Source organism: Paenarthrobacter sp. NEAU-H11 (assembly GCF_050573415.1).
Lineage (GTDB): Bacteria > Actinomycetota > Actinomycetes > Actinomycetales > Micrococcaceae > Arthrobacter.
This window is the reverse complement of the sequence record NZ_JBNZGA010000016.1, coordinates 14,306-35,776: the sequence shown is the minus strand read 5'-3', so window position 1 is coordinate 35,776 and position 21,471 is coordinate 14,306. Positions and strand designations below refer to the sequence as shown.

The window sequence follows — 21,471 nt, the reverse complement described above, 5'->3', positions numbered from 1 at the left end:
ATGATTGCATTTACCGCGGCGGAAATCGCCGACATCACTAAAGGGCGCCTGGACGCCGATCCCGGGATCACGCCTCTGTCGGTGGTCACCGATTCCCGCGAAGCCACGCCGGGATCGCTCTACGTCGCAAAACCCGGCGAGTATGCGGACGGACACGACTTCGTCGAAGCCGCCTTCACCGCCGGTGCCAGCCTGGCACTAGTGGAGCGCCCAGTGGCAGCACCGGACGGTTCGCCGTATCCGTCCGTGGTGGTTCCCGACGCCGTGCTCGCGATGGGCGCGCTGGCCGCGGAAGCCGTCCGGAGGATCCGTGCCGCCCGCGCGGAGGCCAACGAAGAACTGACTGTCATCGGCATCACCGGCTCTGCCGGAAAGACCACCACCAAGGACCTGCTTGCCGGCATACTTTCCCGGCACGGCGCCACTGTGGCGCCGCGGGGGTCCTACAACGGTGAAATCGGAGTGCCGCTCACCGTCTTCACCGCCGGAACCGACACCCGCTACCTCGTGATCGAGATGGGCGCCACCGGCATCGGCCACATCAGGTACCTGGCCGAGATGGTCAGGCCTGACATCGGAGTGGTGCTCGGCGTCGGGACAGCGCACGCCGGCGAATTCGGGGGAGTGGAGAACATCGCCCGAGCCAAGGGCGAACTCGTGGAAGGCCTGGCAGCCTCCGGCACAGCCATCATCAACCTCGACGACGAGAGGGTGGCGGACATGCGCGCACGCACCTCCGCGTCCGTCGTCGGCTTCTCCGCCGAAGGCCGGCCCGGCGCCGGCGTGCAGGCGCTCAATGCGGACACCAACGCGGAGGGCCACCCCGAATTCGAACTCCTCCTTCCCGGTGCGGACACGACCCACCACGTCAGCAGCCGCCTGATTGGTGCCCACCATGTCAGCAATTTGCTGGCAGCGGCCGCAGCCGCGTGGGCGGCAGGAATTCCCGGCCCGGACATCGCCGCGGCCCTCAGCGGCCAAACGGCAGCCAGCCGGTGGCGCATGGAGCGCACCGAGCGGGAGGACGGCGTCACCATCATCAATGACGCCTACAACGCCAACCCGGAGTCAATGCGCGCGGCCCTGCGCACACTCGCGGACCTGGGCCAAGGAAGGCGCACCTGGGCAGTTCTGGGCGCCATGCTCGAACTCGGCGAGGATTCCATCCGCGAGCATACGGCCGTGGGCACCCAGGTGGTGCGCCTTAACATTTCCCGGCTAGTGGTAGTGGGCCGGGAAGCCCGTGCCCTCTACGTATCCGCCGTCCAGGAGGGCTCCTGGGGTGACGAATGCGTCTTCGCCGAGACCGCCGACGACGCGTACGAGCTGCTGTCAGCGGAACTCAAACCCGGCGACCTGGTGCTGTTCAAATCATCCAACAGCGTGGGACTTCGCCATTTGGGCGATCGGATAGCATTACCCCCACAAACCCCGCAGCCCGCCGATGAAAGGAGCACACAGCTGTGATTGCACTTTTGATCGGCGCCGGACTGGCGCTCCTCTTCGCCCTGGTGGGCACGCCGCTGTTCATTCGGCTCCTGGTCCGCCGCGGCTACGGCCAGTTCATCCGAGACGACGGCCCGACCTCCCACCACACCAAACGCGGAACACCCACCATGGGCGGGACCGTCGTGGTGGCAGCGGTCCTTTTGAGTTACGGCCTGACGCACCTCATCATGCTCATGGTGAATCCGGATTCGCCTGGCCCGTCCGCCTCCGCCCTGATCCTGCTGTTCCTCATGGTGGGGATGGGGCTTGTCGGATTCCTGGATGACTTCATCAAGATTTCGCGGCAGCGCAGCCTGGGGCTCAACGCCAAGGCGAAGCTGATCCTGCAGGCAGCAGTGGGCGTCATCTTCGCTGTGCTGGCCCTCAACTTTCCGGATGAAGACGGCCTCGCGCCGGCCTCCACCAAAATCTCCCTGGTCCGGGACCTGCCCTGGCTGGACCTCGCCTTCGGCGGAACCGTGCTGGGCGCCATCCTTTTCGTCATCTGGTCCAATCTGATCGTCACTGCCGCCACCAACGGCGTAAACCTCACGGACGGCCTTGACGGACTGGCAGCCGGGGCCTCGGTCATGGTCTTCGGCGCCTATACGCTGATGGGCATTTGGCAGAGCAACCAGGCCTGCGGCTCGCCCCGGGAAGCCGGCAGCGGGTGCTACCAGGTCCGGGACCCCCTGGACTTGGCCCTGCTGGCCGCCATCATGAGCGCTGCCCTGGTGGGATTCCTTTGGTGGAACACCTCGCCGGCCAAGATCTTCATGGGGGATACCGGCTCCCTCGCCATTGGCGGTGCGATCGCAGGTTTTGCCATCCTTTCCAGGACGGAGCTGTTGCTGGGGATCATTGGCGGACTGTTCGTCCTGATCACGCTTTCGGTGATCATCCAGGTGGGTTATTTCAAAGCCACAGGCGGTAAACGCGTCTTCAAGATGGCGCCGCTGCAGCACCACTTCGAACTGAAGGGGTGGGCTGAAGTGACCGTGGTGGTCCGGTTCTGGATCCTCGGCGGGCTCTTCGTCGCCGTGGGCCTGGGAATTTTCTACGCTGAATGGGTTGTGCTGCTGTGACCGTTTCCCCACGCCTCCAGGAGCTCGTGAGCTGGGATTCAGACTGGGCCGGGCTGCGGGTGGCAGTCACCGGCATCGGCGTGTCAGGGTTCGCCGCCGCTGACACGCTGATTGAACTCGGTGCCCGCGTGGTGGTGGTTGACGCCGCCACCAGCGATACAGCGAAAGCCCACGCTGAAACCCTGAAGATCGTCGGCGCCGCCGACGTCCTGCTCGGCGATGATGCAGTGACGCGCCTGCCAAAGATCGACGGCAAACTTCCGGAGCTGATCGTGACGTCGCCGGGCTGGCGTCCGGACCAGGCCCTGCTGGCCGCTGCTGCGCGGGCGCACATCCCGGTATGGGGCGACGTTGAACTCGCCTGGCGGGTGCGCGTGCGGGAGGGCCGCAAGACAGCGGACTGGCTGGCCATCACCGGAACCAACGGAAAGACCACCACGGTGGGACTTACCGAATCCATGCTGCGCGCCGCCGGACTGAAGGCCATCGCCGTGGGCAACGTGGGTACGCCGATTCTGGATGCCATTCGGGACCCGGTCGAGTACGACGTTTTCGCCGTCGAACTCTCCAGCTTCCAGCTGCACTGGTCGGAATCCCTCTCGCCGGTGGCCAGCGTGTGCCTCAACGTCGCCGAGGACCACGTTGACTGGCACGGCTCCTACGACTCCTACCTTGCGGACAAGGCCAAGGTCTACGAACGCACCCAAAAAGCCTGCCTCTACAACGCCGAGCAGATTGAAACCGAGCGGATGGTGGAAAACGCCGACGTGGTGGAGGGCTGCCGGGCCGTCGGTTTCACTACCCTCACCCCCGCCATCAGCATGCTGGGCGTGGTGGAAGGCCTGCTGGTGGACAGGGCATTCATCGAAGAGCGAAGGGACAGCGCCGCGGAACTTGCCTCGATGGCCGACCTTGGCGCCATTGCACCGCGGCACATGGTGGCCAACACACTGGCGGCCGCAGGCCTGGTACGCGCCTACGGCGTGGAGCCCAGGGCCGTGCGGCAGGGGATCCAGGACTACGTGCCCGGGAACCACCGCATCCAGCCGGTGGCCCGCCACAACGGAGTCCTGTGGATCAATGATTCCAAGGCCACCAACCCGCATGCGGCCGCCGCTTCGCTCGCTGCATTCAGCAACGTCATCTGGATCGCGGGAGGACTCTCCAAGGGTGTCACCTACGACGACCTTGTGCGGGAGCACGCGCACCGGCTCAAGGCGGTGGTCCTGATCGGAACAGACACTTCCGCGCTGGCCGGCGCCCTCTCGCGACACGCACCCGATGTCCCGGTGATCCAGCCGGCGGCGGGTGACACTGAACAGGTGCAGACTGCTGCAACAGACGGCATCCAGGCCGGTTCCCCCCTGGCCGGGAAACCGGTGATGGCCCGGGCGGTTGCGTCAGCAGCCCAGCTGGCCGGTTCCGGCGATACTGTGCTGATGGCCCCGGCAGCTGCTTCCATGGATCAGTTCTCTTCCTACGCTCACCGTGGTGACACTTTCATCGAAGCTGTCCGCGAGCTGGTGGAAGGGCAGGCCCAGACCGGCGAGGAGTAACAATGGTCAGCACGCCAACACGCCCGCCTGCCCGGCAGCAGGCCGGCAAGCCGCGTCCCGGCTCCTCGGCATCGCCGGCCAGCCGGCCCGCCACTGCCGTAACCCGGCTGCGGGCCGGCTACCGCAAGTTCTGGTCGGCGCTGGAAGGAACCGGAACTTCCCGGAACGGCTCCACCTACTACCTCATCCTGGGATCCACCCTGGCGCTGACGGCGATCGGCATCATGATGGTGCTCTCTGCGTCCAGCGTCGAGTCGATCGCCGCCGGCAAGTCACCCTACGGCGATGCCCTAAAGCAGGGGATGTTCGCCGCAATCGGCATCTTCACCATGTTCGTGCTGTCCCGCATCAATGTGGTGTGGCTCAAGCGGCTCGCATGGCCCGCCATCATCGGCGCCGTGGTCCTCCTGGGACTGGTGCAGCTTGTGGGTGCGGAGGTCAACGGCAACAAGAACTGGATCGACCTCGGCGGCATCACCTTCCAGCCGTCCGAAGCGTCCAAGCTGGCCCTCGCCCTGTGGATGGCTACCGTTTTGGCCAGGAAGGGAAAGCTCCTCAGCCTCTGGCAGCACGTCGCGGTCCCTGCCGTCCCGATGGCCATCATCATCGTGGTGCTGGTCCTGGTGGGCAATGACCTCGGAACGGCCATGATCATCATGATGATCACGGCTGCCGCCCTCTTCTTTGCCGGGGCACCCCTGTATCTTTTCGGTATCGCAGGCCTGGTGGCCGCCGCCGGAACGGCGGTCATGGCTGTGACCAGTTCAAACCGCATGTGCCGGATCACTTCGTGGTGGACCGGCGAGTCCTGCGCCGACGGCATCGACGCCAACTACCAGGCCACCAACGGGCTCTACGGGCTGGCGTCGGGAGGCTGGTTCGGCGTTGGGCTGGGGCAGAGCCGGCAGAAGTACAGCTGGATCCCCGAAGCCCACAACGACTTCATCTTTGCCATCATCGGCGAGGAACTCGGCCTGGTGGGGACCGTCGTCGTCCTCATCCTCTTCGCCATCCTGGGCGCCGCGATCTACCGTGTGGTAGTGGCGCAGGCGGACATGTTCCACCGCGTGCTGGCCGGCACCATCATGGTGTGGCTGCTGGGCCAGGCCACGGTCAACATGTCCGTGGTGACCGGCCTGATGCCCGTCATCGGTGTGCCGCTGCCGTTCATTTCCTACGGCGGCTCGGCGCTGCTGATGTCGCTCTGCGCCATCGGCGTGGTGCTCTCCCTGGCCAGGGAGCAGATGGCCCCGTCCATCCGGCCCAAGCGGATGCTCAAGTTCAAGGCCAAGCCGGCGCGGAAAGACGCGGCCCGGAAGAAGACTGCAAGAAAGCGTGCCTAGCCCTCCATGACCTCCAAAACCCCTTCCATCGTCCTGGCAGGCGGCGGCACCGCCGGGCACATCAGCCCGCTGCTGGCCATCGCCGCCGCCCTCCGGAGCGCGTCTCCCGCTGCCGCCATCCTTGCCGTCGGCACGCCGTCCGGGATGGAAACCAGGCTTGTTCCGGCTGCAGGAGTGGAGCTGGCGACCATCGACAGGGTTCCGTTCCCACGGAAACCTTCGGCTGACCTGGTGCGGCTTCCCGCCCGGCTCGCCGGCGCCGTGCGCCAGGCCGGAGCCATCCTGGACAAAGCGGCTGCGGACGTCCTGGTGGGCGTCGGCGGTTACGTGTGCACGCCCATGTACCTGGCTGCCCGCAAACGGCGCATCCCCATCGTCATCCACGAGGCAAATGCCCGGCCGGGCCTCGCAAACCGGGTGGGTGCCCTGATGACCCACAGGGTGGCCGTCGCCTTCGCCAACACCCCTTTGCGCCATGCAACCCACGTGGGAATGCCGATGCGTTCCGAGATTTCCGGGCTGGACAGGGCCGCGGCGCGCACCGCCGCCCGGGAGGCCCTGGGCCTGGACCCGGCACAGCCGGCGCTGATCGTCACCGGGGGATCCTCCGGGGCGCAGAGCATCAACAGGACCATCGCCGCCGCAGTGGACCGCCTTGCCGGCGCGGGCATCCAGACCCTGCACATCACCGGGCGCGGCAAGACCGTCCTGGACGCCGCCGGCAACCCCCTCGCGGCTGACGGCTACCGGCAGGTGGAATACATCGACGGCATGGAGCTTGCCTATGCCGCGGCGGACGTACTGCTGGCCCGTTCAGGTGCGGCCACGGTATGCGAGGTTGCCGCGGTGGGGGTACCGGCAGTCCTGGTGCCGCTGCCCATTGGCAACGGCGAGCAGGCCCTGAACGCTGCAGGACTGGTGGCTGCCGGGGGCGCGATCCTGGTCAGCGACCGGGACTTCACGGCCGAATGGGTGGACAAGGAGCTGGTTCCGCTGGTCACGGACCAGCCACGGCTTGCCGCAATGTCAGCCAGTTCCTACCGGCTTGGCATCCGGAACGCCGATCAGCGGATGGCTGATCTCATCCTGGAAGCGGTGAAAGCATGAACCACGCCAAAATTCCGGCCCTTGAATCGCTGGGCAGGGTCCACTTCGTGGGCATCGGGGGCGTCGGCATGTCAGCCGTGGCCAGGATCATGGTGGCCCGCGGCGTTCCGGTCAGCGGCTCCGACGCCAAGGACCTGCCGGTCATGGCCGACCTCGCAGCGGCCGGTGCCCGCATCGCCGTCGGATATGCCGCCGCGAACCTTGGTGACGCCCAGACGGTTGTGGCCGGCTCGGCCATCCGCCCGGACAACCCGGAGCTTGTTGCGGCGAGGGAAACCGGCCTGCCGGTGCTGCACCGGTCCGAGGCGTTGGCGGCCACCATGGGCGGCGACACGGTGGTTACCGTGGCGGGAACCCACGGCAAGTCCACTACCACCTCCATGGTCACCGTCCTGCTCCAGGGCGCGGGCCTGGACCCCTCGTTCGCCATCGGCGCCAATGTCCCCGCGCTCGGCGTCAACGCCGCCCACGGAAGCTCCGGGATCTTCGTGGCGGAGGCCGACGAGTCCGACGGATCCTTCCTCAACTACCGGCCCAGGATCGCCGTGGTCACCAACGTGGAGCCGGACCACCTGGACCACTACGGAACGGCTGGAGCGGTCTACGAATCCTTTGACCGGTTCACCGCGCTGCTGCCCGCCGACGGGGTGCTGGTTGCCTGCGCGGACGACGCCGGCGCGCTGGCCCTCGCCGAAAGGACCCGGCAGCGGGGCACCACGCGCGTGGTGCTTTACGGAACCGGAGAGGGTGCGGACCTCCTGCTGCACGACGGCGGTCCCGGCGACACAGCCGTCTCCACACCGTCGGGCCGCTATCCGCTTGACCTGCAGGTGCCAGGGCGGCACAACGCGCTGAACGCGGCGGCCGCCTTCGCTGTCGCCCTTGAACTGGGAGTTGACCCCGGCATTGCGGCCGCCGCCCTGGCGCACTTTTCCGGTGCCTCCCGTCGCTTTGAGCTCAAGGGCGAGGCGAGGGGAGTGCGGGTGTTCGACGACTACGCCCACCACCCGACGGAAGTCCGCGCTGCCCTCGCCGCAGCCCGGACCGTTGCGGGGGACCACAAGGTACACGTCCTCTTCCAGCCGCACCTGTTTTCCCGCACCCGGGAGTTCGCGCAGGAGTTCGCCGATGCCCTCAACCTGGCCGACACCGCCTTGGTCCTGGACATCTATGCCGCCCGTGAGGATCCCATCCCGGGTGTAACCAGCCAGCTCATAGCCGACCACCTGGATGAGGGTGGCCGGCTGGTGGCGGCCGGGGACGCCGTCGCACTCCTGGCGGCTTCCGCCGCGGACGGGGACATCGTGTTGACCGCGGGCGCCGGTGATGTCACCGCGTATGGACCGCAGATCGTAGAGGCCCTGCGTGGCTAGCACCCGCCGGCCCACCTACACCTCCACCGGCCGGTCCGGCGGAGGCGGTGGAGGTGGCGGGGACGATGTCATTTCGGCGTCCCGGAGTGTCCCCGAGCCTGCTCCCGAAAAACCGCAGAAGCCGAAGAAGCCCCGGCAACCCGCAAGAGCGGTCATCCGCGGTTTCGGCCGTGGCAACGGTAAGGGGAACAAGGCGGAGGCCCCGGCGCCGTCCGGGACAGCCGGGGCGAACGTGGTGGCTTTCCCCGAGCCGAAAGGGAAGCGGCGGAAACGGAATCTCCTGACGGCGGCGGGCATCCTCGTTGCGGTTGTGGCGGGGCTGCTGGCAACGGCCATTTTTTCCCCGGTCCTGGCTGTCCACACCATCTCCGTGTCCGGGACGCGCCTGCTGACGCCTGCCCAGGTGCAGGCCGCGCTGGAGCCATTGCAGGGGAAGCCATTGCCGCAGGTCACCGACGAAGAGGTGGCCCGGCTGCTGGAACCGCTGGTCCAGGTCAAGTCCGTGTCCGCGCAGGCGAGGCCGCCGTCCGGCCTTGCCGTGGCTGTGCGGGAAAGGGTGCCGGTGGCGCTGGTCAAGCAGGGGGAGCAGTACCAGCTGGTGGACGTCGACGGCGTGCAGTTGGCTGCCACGGCCGATCCTGCCTCGGTGTCGCTGCCGGTGATCGACGGCGGCGCGGGCACCATCGGCCAGGATCTCTTCCGTGCCACGGCCGCAGTCCTTGGCGCCTTGCCGGCAGACGTGCTGGCGAAGCTGTCCAACGCCTCCGCCCAATCGGTGGACGCGGTGGAGCTCAAGCTCGTGGACGGCCAGACCATCATCTGGGGCAACGCCGGCGAAAGGGAACTCAAGGCCAAAGTGCTGGCCGCGCTCCTGAAGGTTCCGGCCGACCCCAAGAATCCCGTGAGGGTCTACGACGTGAGCGTGCCCCGGCACCCGGTGACCCGCTAACGCTTTATTTTCCGGTATTAATCCGACACGCGGAGCCGGTTATTGAATGTGGCAACCAGAGGAAATACCGTCACAGACATGAGTTACTTGACATAACTATAACCTTCAACTCGAAGGTTAAGGTTGCAGGCTTCAAGCTCTCCATCAGTTTTCGCAATAAGACACGAACAAGGGACACGTAACGTGGCAGCTCCGCAGAATTACTTGGCCGTCATCAAAGTCGTCGGCATCGGCGGCGGTGGCGTGAACGCAGTCAACCGCATGATCGAGGTCGGCCTTCGAGGTGTTGAATTCATCGCCATCAATACCGACGCCCAGGCCCTGCTCATGAGCGACGCGGACGTGAAGCTCGACGTCGGACGCGAGCTGACCCGCGGGCTGGGAGCAGGCGCCAACCCCGAGGTGGGGAAGCAGGCCGCCGAGGACCATGCGGACGAGATCGAGGAAGTCCTGCGCGGCGCCGACATGGTCTTCGTGACGGCCGGAGAGGGAGGCGGCACCGGCACCGGCGGCGCTCCCGTCGTCGCCCGCATCGCCCGTTCCCTGGGTGCGCTGACCATTGGCGTGGTCACCCGCCCCTTCACGTTCGAAGGCCGCCGCCGTGCGGGTTCCGCAGAAGCAGGCATCGACGCCCTGCGTGACGAAGTCGACACGCTGATCGTGATTCCCAACGATCGACTGTTGTCCATCAGCGACCGCAACGTTTCCGTGCTGGACGCCTTCCGGTCTGCCGACCAGGTGCTGCTGTCGGGCGTCCAGGGCATTACGGACCTCATCACCACCCCGGGCCTGATCAACCTCGACTTCGCGGACGTCAAGTCCGTTATGCAGGGTGCGGGCTCCGCGCTCATGGGCATCGGCTCCGCGCGCGGCGAGGACCGGGCGGTCAAGGCTGCCGAACTCGCCATCGCGTCCCCGCTGCTGGAGGCCTCGATCGACGGTGCCCACGGCGTCCTGCTGTCCATCCAGGGCGGTTCCGACCTCGGCCTGTTCGAGATCAACGAGGCCGCGCGGCTGGTGCAGGAAGTTGCCCACCCTGAGGCAAACATCATTTTCGGCGCCGTGATCGACGACGCCCTGGGTGACGAGGCCCGGGTGACGGTCATCGCTGCCGGCTTCGACGACGTCAAGGCCACTTCGCCCTCCATGGACCAGTCCCAGCCGCAGGTGGCGCCCCAGCGGCCCGCCGCTCCGGCCGCTGCTCCCGCCCCGTCCCAGGCGCCGTCCGCCGGCAGCCACCAGGCGCACGTCCAGCCTGTCCATGCAGGGGTAGGCGCAGGCCTCAGCAACTGGGGGCAGCAGCGCCCGTCCGCCGTTCCGGCTGACTCCGGCTTCGATGTGGACCTTCCCTCCGTGGTGGAACCTGACCTGACCGGCAGCCACTCGGATGACCTGGATGTCCCCGACTTCCTGAAGTAGGCCGCGGCTTGTTCCATTGGCGCGCCGAGATCCTGCCCGGGGTGTCTGCGGCGTTCACTGACACCGGTGCCGGAAACCTTGCACTCCACGTGGGCGACGACCCTCTGGCGGTGCGGCGGCGCCGTGAACAGCTGGAAGCTGCCACGGGTATCGGGCCTGACGGCCTGCGGTTCATGAACCAGGTTCACGGAACTTCCGTTGCCGTGATGGAGCGCGCCAGCGTGGCTCCGCAGGCCGACGCCATGGTTTCGCACGGGCTGCCGCTCGCGGTGATGGTGGCCGACTGCATTCCGGTCCTCCTCGCCGGCGAGTCCGCCGACGGTCCCGTCCTGGCCGCCGTGCACGCGGGGCGGCCAGGCGTGGCCAACGGCGTCATCCCCTCGGCCGTGGACAGCATGAGGTCCTTGGGCGCTTCGGGCATAAAAGCCTGGCTTGGGCCATCCATCTGCGGCAGCTGCTACGAGGTTCCTACGGCACTGCGGGATGAGGTGGCCGCCCTTGTGCCCGCGACGCGGTCCACCACGTCCTGGGGCACGCCGGCACTGGACCTGCCGGCCGGCGCCCGGAGCCAGCTGGAGCGCGCCGGGGTAGACGTGGAGTATGCCGGTCCGTGCACCTTCGAGACGAACTCGCTCTATTCATACCGCCGCGACAGGAACACGGGGCGTTTCGCCGGCTTGGTCTGGTGCCATGGGTGAGCCCTCCGCGAACGGCGGCGAGGCTGGCCGCCGGGATGCGCCCGGCAGGGATCCACGCACCGCAGAGCTGGCCGGCCGGCTGGAAGCGGTCCGCGGCCGGATCGGTGCTGCCGCCGCGGCGGCCGGACGTGGGGACCGGCTGCCCACACTGATTGTTGTCACCAAGTTCCATCCGGTGGAGGACATCCGGCGGCTCGCGTCCCTCGGCGTCACGGACGTCGGGGAAAACCGCGACCAGGAGGCAGCCGGTAAAGCGGAACTCCTGGCCGACTGCGGGCTCACCTGGCACTTTGTGGGACAGCTGCAGACCAAGAAAGCCAAGTCGGTGGTCCGCTATGCCGCCGCCGTCCATTCGGTGGACCGGCCCCAGCTTGTGGATGCCCTGGCCAAGGCCATGCGGATCCAGCAGGACAGCACGGGACGGGCGCCCCTGGACTGCTTCATCCAGGTCAGCCTGGAAGAGGACGGCGGTGCCCACCGGGGCGGCGCCGCCCCGTCCGAGGTGCCGCTGCTGGCCGACCGGATAGCAGCAGAGGAGGGCCTTCGCCTGGCAGGCCTGATGGCCGTGGCCCCGCTTGGCGCTCCGCCCGGGCCCGCCTTCGAGAAGCTTGCCGGGCTTTCGGCCCTGCTGGTTGCACAGCATCCCGGTGCCACCGCCATCTCCGCCGGCATGAGCCAGGATCTTGAAGCCGCCATAGCCTTCGGGGCGACACACCTGCGAATCGGTTCCGATATTCTCGGATCGCGTCCCCCGGTGGGGTAGCGTCGGTCCTATTGGAAGTGATGGGCGGGGGACTCCAGTGCTGTCAAGTCATTGGGCGGCCCGCATACGGGACACGATTAGGAGTCGACCATGGCCGGCGCTCTGCGCAAGACAATGATCTATCTTGGGCTCGCCGACGGCGATGAGCATTACGAGTCCGAGCACCAGTCAACACGTAAGGATGAGGACGAAACTATGGAAGCTGACCGCGAGGAGCGCCGTGCACCTGCACCCGTCCGCGAGGTCAGCCGCGAAGCGTCCTACACCCCCGAAGAGGAATACCGCGCCCCAGTGACTCCCATTAAGCGAGCGGCCTCGAGCCGCGAAGAAACCAGCGGACTTCGCCAGATCACCACAATCCACCCCCGTTCATACAACGATGCCAAGCTCATCGGCGAGAGCTTCCGGGACGGCATTCCGGTGATCATGAACGTTACCGACATGGGCGAGGCCGATGCCAAGCGCCTGGTGGACTTCTCCGCCGGCCTGGTTTTTGGACTCCGCGGAAGCATCGAGCGGGTCACCAACAAGGTCTTCCTGCTGTCGCCGTCATACGTTGAGGTCATCGGCGATGACAAGAAAGCCAGCGAAACACAGGCAAGCTTCTTCAACCAAAGCTGAGCACCAGGCGGTGCGTGGATGCCAGACAGGGACACCTGTCTGGCATCTGTGCTGAAATAGAACGGACACATCGGCAGCACGCCGCGGTGCACATATGGACATGGAGATATGAGTTAAGTCATGGGAATCGCTTTCGGACTTGTCTATCTCGCGCTGCTTCTGTTCTTTGTTGCACTGATCATCCGACTGGTCTTTGACTGGGTGCAGATGTTTGCGCGGGAGTGGCGCCCGCGGGGCGTAGCCCTGGTGGTGGCCCACGCCGTGTATTCAATCACCGATCCGCCCCTGAAAGTGCTTCGCCGGCTGATCCCGCCCCTGCGTTTGGGCGGCATCTCCCTGGACCTTGGTTTCCTGATCCTCTTCATTGCCGTCAGCATTGCGATGGGGATCACCAGGGGACTTGCCTGATTTACCCGAAATAGACCTAGCAGCGCAGGTGGACCCGTCCGGGAACAGCTACTGTGAAGCGAAGAAAACTCGTGTTTGACACCGCAGTGTTGAATTAGAGTAACCAGACCAAATTTAGGTACCGTAGTTTTGACGGCCGGAAGGCCTACTGACTAACTAGACCAGTGAGGTGACCAGATGGCTTTGACGCCAGAAGACGTTGTCAACAAGCGCTTTCAGCCGACCAAGTTCCGCGAGGGCTACGACCAGGACGAAGTTGATGACTTCCTGGACGAGATCGTTGTTGAGCTCCGCCGCCTGAACCAGGAGAACGACGAACTTCGCAAGAAGCTCGCCGAAGCCGGGTCCAGCGTTCCGGCCAGCTCGGCCGCTTCCCCCGTTGTGGAGAAGGTCCCCGCGCCCGTCAAGGCCGACAAGGATGAGGCACGCGAAAAGGCGGAAGCCGAAGCCAAGGCTGCCGAAGCAGCGAAGAAGAAGGACGTTCAGCCGTCCGCTCCTGCCGCGGCAGCCCCCGCAGTCTCCACCGCGGTCGGAACCCCCTCCGCTGAGTCCGCAGCCGGCCTGCTGGCCATGGCCCAGCAGATGCACGATCGGCACGTCGCCGACGGCCAGGCCCAGAAGGACAAGATCATCGCCGAAGCGCAGATCGAAGCCAGCAGCCTGGTCAACGACGCACAGGAGAAGTCCCGCAAGATCCTTGGCGCCCTCGAGCAGCAGCGCTCCGTCCTGGAGCGCAAGGTTGAACAGCTCCGCGGCTTCGAACGCGACTACCGTTCACGCCTCAAGGCCTACATCGAAGGCCAGTTGCGCGACCTGGATGCCCGCGGTTCCGTTGCTACGCCGGAAGTCAGCGAAGCCAACTAATCCGTCAAGCACGTATTCTGAAAGCCGGTGGCTGAGGATTCCTCGGCCACCGGCTTTTGGCATTGACACCGGTTTTATGAATGAAAGCACCATGACTGACGAACTTGCTGCGGACCCCGCACGCCCTGTCCCACCTGCCCCGCGTCCAGGCCGCGGGGTGCTGCTCTCCGTCTTCGCAGGGTTTGCACTTTTCGCCTACATCCTGGACCAGCTCACCAAGCTGTGGGTGACGTCCAGCATGGTGGAAGGCGAACGGATCCCGGTGCTCCCGCCGCTGCTGCACTGGTACTTCATTCGGAATTCCGGCGCGGCGTTTTCCATCGGAGAGAACGTCACCTGGGTGTTTTCCATCATCATGGCCGGTGTGGCTGTGGCAATTCTCTTCCAGATCCGGAAACTGGGGTCGCTCTGGTGGTCCCTCGCGCTGGGCCTGCTCCTGGGCGGTGCACTGGGCAACCTTACCGACCGGCTCTTCCGGGAACCGTCCTTCGGCATGGGACACGTGGTGGACTTCATCCAGCTTCCCAACTTCGCGATCTTCAACATCGCCGACTCGGCGGTGGTTTCCGCCGTGGCCATCATCTGCATCCTGACACTGCGCGGCATAGCCCTGGACGGCAGCCGGCTCACCGCTGAACGCAAGGACAAGTCCGGCGATGCCTGAAACGATGCCTGAGCGGATTGTCGTTGCCGACGAATACGGAGGAACGCGGGCCGATGCCGGCCTTGCCGGACTCCTGGGCATCTCGCGTTCCCTTGCCGCGTCCCTCCTTGCCGAGGGCCATGTGCAGAGCAAGGGCAAAACGCTGGGCAAGTCGGAAAAGCTGGTTGCGGGCGACGTGCTCCACGTCAGCAGGCCGGAACGGCGTGACCCCCTGGAAGTCGTGGAGGAAGTTGTGGAAGGCCTGAAGATCCTGCTGGATGACGAGGATTTCGTCGTCGTTGACAAGCCGGTGGGCGTTGCCGCCCATCCGTCGCCCGGGTGGGTCGGGCCCACGGTGGTGGGTGGCCTGGCCGGGGCCGGCTACCGCATCTCCACCTCCGGATCGCCGGAGCGGGCGGGCATCGTGCACCGGCTGGACGTCGGAACGTCAGGTGTCATGGTGGTGGCAAAGTCCGAGCGCGCCTACACGGCCCTGAAGCGGGCCTTCAAGGAACGAACGGTGGACAAGGTCTACCACGCCGTTGTCCAGGGCCTTCCGGACCCGCTGGCGGGAACCATTGATGCACCCATCGGCCGGCATCCGGGGCATGACTGGCGCTTCGCGGTCATCGAGGACGGACGCCACTCCGTCACGCACTATGAGGTGATTGAAGCCTTCGGCAAAGCCAGCCTGGTGGAAGTCCACCTGGAAACCGGCCGCACCCACCAGATCCGCGTGCACTTTTCCGCGCTGCGGCATCCCTGTGCCGGAGACCTGACCTACGGTGCCGATCCGCGGCTTGCTGCCACCCTTGGCCTGACGCGGCAGTGGCTGCATGCCCGCGAACTGGGATTCGAGCACCCTGTGACGGGGGAGCCCGTCCGGGTCACCAGTGATTATCCGCAGGACCTCGCGTTTGCCTTGGAAGTGCTCGCGTCCGGGCAGGCCTGACGCAGGCCAGCCACACCCGGCGCATAGAATAGTGCGGTGACTTCCAGCAACGACTCGTTTGTCCATCTCCACAACCACACCGAGTATTCGATGCTGGACGGCGCCGCCAGGCTCGGCGAGCTGTTCGATGAGACGGAACGGCTGGGCATGCCAGCCCTCGCCACCACGGACCACGGCTATCTCTTCGGGGCCTTCGACTTCTGGAAGAAGGCCACCGACAAAGGGATCAAGCCGATCATCGGCGTCGAAGCCTACGTGACTCCGGGAACTGCCCGCGGCGACAAGAGCCGCGTGCGCTGGGGTGAGGAACACCAGCGCAAGGACGATATTTCCGGCGGCGGTTCCTACACCCACATGACCCTGCTCAGCTACAACAACGCAGGCATGCGGAACCTGTTCCGGGCGTCCTCCATCGCCTCGCTGGATGCAGTCTTCGGCAAATGGCCGCGCCTGGACCGGGAGCTGCTGAACACCTACTCGGAGGGCCTGATCGCCACCACGGGCTGCCCGTCCGGTGAAATCCAGACGCGGCTGCGGCTGGGCCAGTACCGCGAGGCCCTCGAGGCCGCAGCCGAGTTCCGGGACATTTTCGGGGCGGAGAACTACTTCTGCGAACTCATGGACCACGGGCTGGACATCGAGCGGCGCGTCACCGGGGACCTGCTGCGGCTCGCCAAGGAGCTGAACCTCCCCCTGGTGGCCACCAACGACCTCCACTACACCCACGAGCACGATGCCAAGGCCCACGAGGCCCTGCTGGCCATCCAGTCCGGTTCAACCCTCCTGGAACCCACGTACGACAACGGCGGGTCCCGCTTCGCCTTCTCCGGCAGCGGCTACTACCTGAAGTCGCCCCGGGAAATGCGGGAACTGTTCCGCGACCACCCCGACGCATGCGACAACACCCTCCTGATCGCCGAACGCTGCGAAGTGTCCTTCAACACCGGGGCCAACTACATGCCGCGGTTCCCCTGCCCGCCGGGCGAGGATGAAACGTCCTGGCTGGTCAAGGAAGTGGCCAAGGGACTTGAGTACCGGTATCCGGGCGGCGTCCCCGACAACGTCCGCGCCCAGGCCGACTACGAACTGGGCGTCATCACCTCCATGGGTTTCCCCGGCTACTTCCTGGTGGTGGCGGACTTCATCAACTGGGCCAAGAACAACGGCATCAGGGTTGGCCCCGGCCGTGGTTCCGGCGCCGGCTCCATGGTGGCCTACGCCATGCGCATCACCGACCTGGACCCCCTGCGCCACGGCCTGATCTTCGAACGGTTCCTGAACCCGGACCGCGTCTCCATGCCCGACTTCGACGTCGACTTCGATGACCGGCGCCGCTCCGAAGTCATCGACTACGTGACCCGGAAGTACGGCGACGAACGCGTGGCCATGATCGTCACGTACGGCACCATCAAGACCAAGCAGGCCCTGAAGGACTCCTCGCGCGTGCTGGGCTACCCGTTCAGCATGGGTGAAACGCTCACCAAGGCCCTGCCGCCGGCGGTGATGGCCAAGGACATCCCGCTGGCGGACATCCAGAACCCGGAGGCCAAGCGCTACGGCGAAGCGGGCGACTTCCGCCAGCTCATCAGCACGGACCCCGAAGCTGCGAAAGTCTTTGAGACCGCGCTGGGCATCGAGGGCCTGAAACGGCAGTGGGGCGTGCACGCAGCCGGCGTCATCATGTCCTCGGATCCGATCATCGATGTCATTCCCATCATGCGCCGGATCCAGGACGGCCAGGTCATTACCCAGTTCGACTACCCCACATGTGAGGGCCTCGGCCTGATCAAGATGGACTTCCTGGGCCTGCGGAACCTGACGATCATTTCCGACGCCCTGGAAAACATCAAGATGAACCGCGGCATCGACCTGGACCTGGAAAACCTGGAACTCGACGACGCCCCTTCCTATGAGCTGCTGGCCCGCGGCGACACCCTGGGCGTCTTCCAGCTCGACGGCGGACCCATGCGGTCCCTGCTCAAGCTGATGAAGCCTGACAACTTCGAAGACATTTCCGCCGTGCTCGCCCTGTACCGGCCGGGCCCCATGGGCGCGAACGCCCACACGGACTATGCGCTGCGGAAGAACGGGATCCAGGAAGTCATTCCCATCCACCCGGAACTGAAGGAACCCCTTGCGGAGATCCTGGGCGGAACGTACGGCTTGATCGTGTACCAGGAACAGGTTATGGCGGTCGCCCAGAAGCTGGCCGGCTACTCGCTGGGCCAGGCAGACATCCTCCGCCGCGCCATGGGCAAGAAGAAGAAATCGGAACTGGACAAGCAGTTCGCCGGTTTCTCCCAGGGCATGCAGGACAACGGGTACTCCATGGAAGCCGTGAAAACCCTCTGGGACATCCTGCTTCCCTTCTCCGACTACGCCTTCAACAAGGCACACTCGGCCGCCTACGGCGTCATTTCCTACTGGACCGCTTACCTCAAGGCGCACTACGCGCCGGAGTACATGGCCGCGCTCCTGACCTCCGTGGGTGATGACAAGGATAAGTCGGCGATCTACCTCAACGAATGCCGGCGCATGGGCATCACCGTGCTGCCGCCGGACGTGAACGAGTCCGCGCTGAACTTCACCCCGGTGGGCAACGACATCCGCTTCGGCATGGGCGCCATCCGCAACGTCGGCGTCAACGTGGTGGAGGCCATGGTGGCTGCCCGCGAAAGCGAGGGCGCGTTTACGTCGTTCAAGGACTATCTGATGAAGGTCCCCGCCGTGGTCTGCAACAAGCGGACCATTGAATCGCTGATCAAGTCCGGCGCCTTCGACTCGCTGGGCCACCACCGCCGGGCCCTGGCCATGATCCACGAAGAGGCCATCGACTCCGTCATCACGCTCAAGCGGAACGAAGCGATCGGACAGTTCGACCTCTTCGCAGGGTTCGACGAAGCCGAATCCGAGTCATCCCTGAGCATCGAGATCCCGGACCTGCCGGAGTGGGAGAAGAAGGACAAACTCTCCTTCGAACGGGACATGCTGGGACTCTACGTTTCAGACCACCCCCTGCAGGGCCTCGAAGGGCTGCTGAGCCAGCATGCGGAGATGAGCATCACCTCCGTCCTCGGCGAAGACGGACCGCAGGATGGCGCGATCATCACCATCGCCGGCATGATCACGTCGCTGAGCAGGCGCATCGCCAAGGCCAGCGGCAACGCCTACGCCAGGGCCGAAGTGGAGGACCTGGGCGGCTCGATGGAAGTCATGTTCTTCGGCCAGGTCTACGGCCCCATCGCATCTGTCCTCGCCGAGGACCTGATCGTGGTGGTCAAGGGGCGCCTGCAAAAGCGCGACGACGGCGCCATCACCCTGAACTGCATGGAACTGTCCGTTCCGGACCTCAGCGAGGGGCTCAACGGCCCGCTGGTGATCACCATGCCCACCTACAAGGCCACGGAAGCGGTGGTCACCGAACTGGGCGACGTCCTCCGTACCCACCGCGGGAACTCCGAAGTGCGGCTGCACCTGCAGGGTGACACCCGGACGGAGATCATGGGCCTGCCGGTCCACCTGCGCGTGAACCCCAGCCCGTCCCTGTTCGGCGACCTGAAAGTGCTCCTCGGGCCCGCCTGCCTGGACGCCTGACGGAGGCACGGACGACGGCGGGCGGCAAGTACCGCCGTCGTTCGGAGCTAGTGCCTCAGATCTCGTAATCCAGCGGGACCGGCTGGCCGTACGCCCCGCCGTGGTACAACAGGGGAGAGCCGTCCCCGCCCACCTGCCCGTCCACCACCTGGACCACAACAACGGCGTTGTTTTCGAAGGACAGGCGCATCTGCACTTCGCCGATCAGCCAACCGGCTACGCCCTTAAGCACCGGCACGCCGTGCGGACCCACCTCCCAGTGGTCCCCCTCAAAGCGGTTGCCGGCACCGGCAAACCTGTCAGCGAGCTGCTGGTTCTCCAGGCCCAGCATATGGACCCCCAGGTAGGTGGTGTTTGCCACGGCCGGCCACGACCGTGAGCTGCGGGCCATGTTGAAGGTGAAGCGCGGCGGCTGCGCGGAAAGCGAGGCAACCGAGGTGGCGGTGAAACCGTAGGGCTGGTCCTGGTAGTTCACCGTGATGATGGCGACGCCGGCGGCATGGCGCCGGAACATCTCCTTGAACGTCCGTTCGAACGGAACGTCAGCTGTTGTCACGGAAACTCCTGGTGGGCTGGATGGTTTGGTATTTATGTTCTCCTTCAAGGGTATGGGTCCGGCGCGCCGGTGGAGAATCCCCTGGAGCCCGCGCACGGCGGCTATCCTGCCGGAACATTTGTTAAGGTTTGTTGCATGACGAAAGCCACCCGCCGCACGCGCCCGCGGCTGTCCTGGGCGTTGTTCGCGGTCCCTGCAGCGGCGGGTGTCCCGGTGGGCATCCTGTGGTGGCTCCTGGCTCCTGGCGGCCTCAACCTGGTCACCCGGGATCCGGCCCTCTCCAGCGGCACCAATCCGGTTGTCTGGCTCCCGCGGGACCTGACGCTGGCCGGCCTGCTGGTCCTTGCCGGGTGCCTCCTGGCCGTTTTCCTGGCGGACCGGAAGCGCGCGGATCCGCAGGCGGACCTCCTGATGGGCCTGGCTGGTGCCCTGTGCGGCGCAGTGGTCGCCTGGCAGGCGGGGCTCCTCAGCGCGCAGTTATGGGCGCCCGCCGTCGATGCCTCGGCGAATGCCAGCATCGCTTTTTCGCTGCGCGCCTGGCCGGTGCTGCTCCTGTGGCCCGCCGCCACGGCCGTGTCCGTTTTCGCGCTGGAGCTTCTTAACCTCCTGGGCGGGAAGTCCGACGACGGCACCCACCAGTCGCGGCACGCTGCGGCGGGGCCCGTAAAATAGACCAGTGACCATTTCTTCGGAGAATCCCGCCAGCCCAGCCGCCGCCGTCGTAAACTTCCGCACCGTTGACCTGCGCGGCCAAAGCCTGACCCTCGCCGGCTTGCGCGCCGCTGTCCCGCGCGCCCAGGGCCGGACCGTAGCGGACGCTGAAGAAAAGGTCCTGGACATCATTGCGGCCGTCCGGCGGGGCGGCTTCGAGGCACTGGGAGAACTGGCCCTTCGCTTCGACGGCGTGCAGCAGCGCCACCCGCTGGTTCCGCAGGAGGCCCTGGCCGCCGCGCTCGAGGAACTCGAGCCGTCAGTTCGCAGCGCACTGGAGGAGTCCATCAGCCGCGCACGGCGCTTCGCCGACGGCCAGCGTCCCCGGAACATCGAGGTCCAGCTCGGCGACGGGGCCGTGGTGGCGCAGAACTGGGTGCCGGTTGCGAGGGTGGGACTCTACGTCCCCGGCGGCCTCGCCGTCTACCCGTCCTCCGTGATCATGAACGTTGTTCCGGCCCTCGCTGCAGGGGTGCGCTCGATTGCCCTGGCCTCGCCTCCGCAGAAGGAGTTCGCAGGACTGCCGCACCCCACCATCCTTGCCGCCGCCGCACTGCTGGGGATCACCGAGGTGTATGCCATCGGCGGCGCCCAGGCCATCGCCGCGTTCGCCTACGGTGTTGAGGCAACGGATGCCGGCCCGGCGCTGGAGCCGGTGGATGTGGTGACCGGGCCGGGCAATATTTTCGTTGCCACCGCCAAGCGCCTGGTCAAGGGCGTCGTGGGGATCGATTCGGAGGCCGGCACTACGGAGATCGCCATCCTGGCAGACTCCACGGCCCGGCCGGCCCTCGTGGCCGCCGACCTCATCAGCCAGGCTGAGCACGACCCCAAGGCGGCCTCGGTGCTGGTCACCGATTCCGAGGACCTCGCCACGGCGGTCCGCGCCGAGCTCGGCCGCCAGGCGGCGGCAACCAAGCACTCGGCGCGCGTCCTCGAAGCGCTGTCCGGCCCGCAGTCCGGGGTGGTGCTGGTGGACAACCTGGAGCAGGGCATCGCCGCCTGCGACGCCTATGCGGCCGAGCACCTGGAGATCATGACCCGGGACGCCGCCGGCGTCGCCGCCAGGATCCGGAACGCCGGCGCCATCTTTGTGGGCGACTACAGCCCCGTCAGCCTGGGGGACTACTGCGCGGGGTCCAACCACGTCCTGCCCACCAGCGGCACCGCCGCTTTCTCATCCGGCCTGAACGTCACCACGTTCCTGCGGGCCATCCAGGTGGTCAACTACAGCCGGGAAGCGCTGGCCGAGGTCAGCGGGCACATCGTCAGCCTGTCCGGCGCGGAGGACCTTCCCGCGCACGGGGAAGCAGTGACGGCCAGGTTCGCCTGAAAACCCCC

General features: G+C 66.2%; 19 protein-coding genes. 18 read left to right on the top strand and 1 reads right to left on the bottom strand.

Going from position 1 to position 21,471, the window contains the following annotated elements; translation table 11 throughout:
* The 16 genes from ACQ3DC_RS17360 to dnaE all read left to right on the top strand — a co-directional run bounded on the left by ACQ3DC_RS17360 (position 1) and on the right by dnaE (position 18,863).
* A complete protein-coding gene (locus tag ACQ3DC_RS17360) occupies positions 1-1,467 on the top strand; it encodes a UDP-N-acetylmuramoyl-tripeptide--D-alanyl-D-alanine ligase (RefSeq protein WP_321215925.1) in 1,467 nt (488 codons plus the stop codon).
* Positions 1,464-2,573, top strand: coding sequence for a phospho-N-acetylmuramoyl-pentapeptide-transferase (gene mraY / locus ACQ3DC_RS17355; RefSeq protein WP_321215926.1), 1,110 nt, complete (start codon positions 1,464-1,466; stop codon positions 2,571-2,573). Before ACQ3DC_RS17360 ends, mraY begins: the two co-directional genes overlap by 4 nt.
* A complete protein-coding gene (murD, locus tag ACQ3DC_RS17350; RefSeq protein WP_421093462.1) occupies positions 2,555-4,129 on the top strand; it encodes a UDP-N-acetylmuramoyl-L-alanine--D-glutamate ligase in 1,575 nt (524 codons plus the stop codon). The genes mraY and murD overlap by 19 nt, the downstream gene beginning before the upstream one ends.
* A 2-nt stretch (positions 4,130-4,131) precedes the next feature.
* Complete coding sequence (gene ftsW, locus ACQ3DC_RS17345) at positions 4,132-5,472, top strand: putative lipid II flippase FtsW (RefSeq protein ID WP_157238509.1); 1,341 nt, start codon at positions 4,132-4,134, stop codon at positions 5,470-5,472.
* 6 nt (positions 5,473-5,478) lie between these two features.
* Positions 5,479-6,579, top strand: a complete 1,101-nt coding sequence (gene murG, locus ACQ3DC_RS17340; protein ID WP_421093461.1) for an undecaprenyldiphospho-muramoylpentapeptide beta-N-acetylglucosaminyltransferase — start codon at positions 5,479-5,481, stop codon at positions 6,577-6,579.
* Complete coding sequence (gene murC / locus ACQ3DC_RS17335) at positions 6,576-7,952, top strand: UDP-N-acetylmuramate--L-alanine ligase (RefSeq protein WP_430752825.1); 1,377 nt, start codon at positions 6,576-6,578, stop codon at positions 7,950-7,952. Before murG ends, murC begins: the two co-directional genes overlap by 4 nt.
* A complete protein-coding gene (locus ACQ3DC_RS17330) occupies positions 7,945-8,901 on the top strand; it encodes a cell division protein FtsQ/DivIB (RefSeq protein WP_430752824.1) in 957 nt (318 codons plus the stop codon). Before murC ends, ACQ3DC_RS17330 begins: the two co-directional genes overlap by 8 nt.
* Positions 8,902-9,084: 183 nt before the next feature.
* A complete protein-coding gene (ftsZ, locus tag ACQ3DC_RS17325) occupies positions 9,085-10,320 on the top strand; it encodes a cell division protein FtsZ (protein ID WP_321215930.1) in 1,236 nt (411 codons plus the stop codon).
* Between the two features lie 8 nt (positions 10,321-10,328).
* Entirely contained in the window at positions 10,329-11,018 is a 690-nt protein-coding gene (locus ACQ3DC_RS17320) for a polyphenol oxidase family protein (protein WP_430752823.1), read from the top strand.
* Positions 11,011-11,781, top strand: coding sequence for a YggS family pyridoxal phosphate-dependent enzyme (locus ACQ3DC_RS17315; RefSeq protein ID WP_430752822.1), 771 nt, complete (start codon positions 11,011-11,013; stop codon positions 11,779-11,781). Before ACQ3DC_RS17320 ends, ACQ3DC_RS17315 begins: the two co-directional genes overlap by 8 nt.
* 90 nt (positions 11,782-11,871) lie before the next feature.
* The gene (locus ACQ3DC_RS17310; protein WP_104997513.1) at positions 11,872-12,402 is read left to right on the top strand and encodes a cell division protein SepF; all 531 of its coding nucleotides are present in this window, start codon (positions 11,872-11,874) and stop codon (positions 12,400-12,402) included.
* Between the two features lie 120 nt (positions 12,403-12,522).
* Positions 12,523-12,810, top strand: coding sequence for a YggT family protein (locus ACQ3DC_RS17305; RefSeq protein WP_139028864.1), 288 nt, complete (start codon positions 12,523-12,525; stop codon positions 12,808-12,810).
* A gap of 177 nt (positions 12,811-12,987) precedes the next feature.
* Positions 12,988-13,674 carry a DivIVA domain-containing protein gene (locus ACQ3DC_RS17300; RefSeq protein ID WP_157238503.1) on the top strand — a complete coding sequence of 229 codons (687 nt, stop codon included), beginning with the start codon at positions 12,988-12,990 and terminating at the stop codon, positions 13,672-13,674.
* Positions 13,675-13,765: 91 nt separating this feature from the next.
* Positions 13,766-14,338, top strand: a complete 573-nt coding sequence (lspA, locus tag ACQ3DC_RS17295; RefSeq protein ID WP_157238502.1) for a signal peptidase II — start codon at positions 13,766-13,768, stop codon at positions 14,336-14,338.
* A 4-nt stretch (positions 14,339-14,342) separates the two neighbouring features.
* Positions 14,343-15,269: an RluA family pseudouridine synthase gene (locus ACQ3DC_RS17290; RefSeq protein WP_157242536.1), complete on the top strand. Its 927-nt coding sequence runs from the start codon at positions 14,343-14,345 to the stop codon at positions 15,267-15,269.
* Between the two features lie 36 nt (positions 15,270-15,305).
* Positions 15,306-18,863, top strand: coding sequence for a DNA polymerase III subunit alpha (gene dnaE / locus ACQ3DC_RS17285; RefSeq protein ID WP_323057384.1), 3,558 nt, complete (start codon positions 15,306-15,308; stop codon positions 18,861-18,863).
* Positions 18,864-18,918: 55 nt separating this feature from the next.
* On the opposite strand, the gene ACQ3DC_RS17280 is transcribed toward dnaE, so the two are convergent.
* Positions 18,919-19,377: a flavin reductase family protein gene (locus tag ACQ3DC_RS17280; protein ID WP_104999690.1), complete on the bottom strand. Its 459-nt coding sequence runs from the start codon at positions 19,375-19,377 to the stop codon at positions 18,919-18,921.
* Between the two features lie 177 nt (positions 19,378-19,554).
* Here ACQ3DC_RS17280 and ACQ3DC_RS17275 point away from each other — a divergent pair, with 177 nt between their 5' ends.
* Together ACQ3DC_RS17275 and hisD are read left to right on the top strand one after the other, a co-directional pair.
* A complete protein-coding gene (locus ACQ3DC_RS17275) occupies positions 19,555-20,091 on the top strand; it encodes a hypothetical protein (protein ID WP_321215934.1) in 537 nt (178 codons plus the stop codon).
* A 4-nt stretch (positions 20,092-20,095) separates the two neighbouring features.
* On the top strand, positions 20,096-21,463 hold the full coding sequence (gene hisD, locus ACQ3DC_RS17270; protein WP_430752821.1) for a histidinol dehydrogenase: 1,368 nt from the start codon (positions 20,096-20,098) through the stop codon (positions 21,461-21,463).
* Positions 21,464-21,471: the final 8 nt, after the last annotated feature.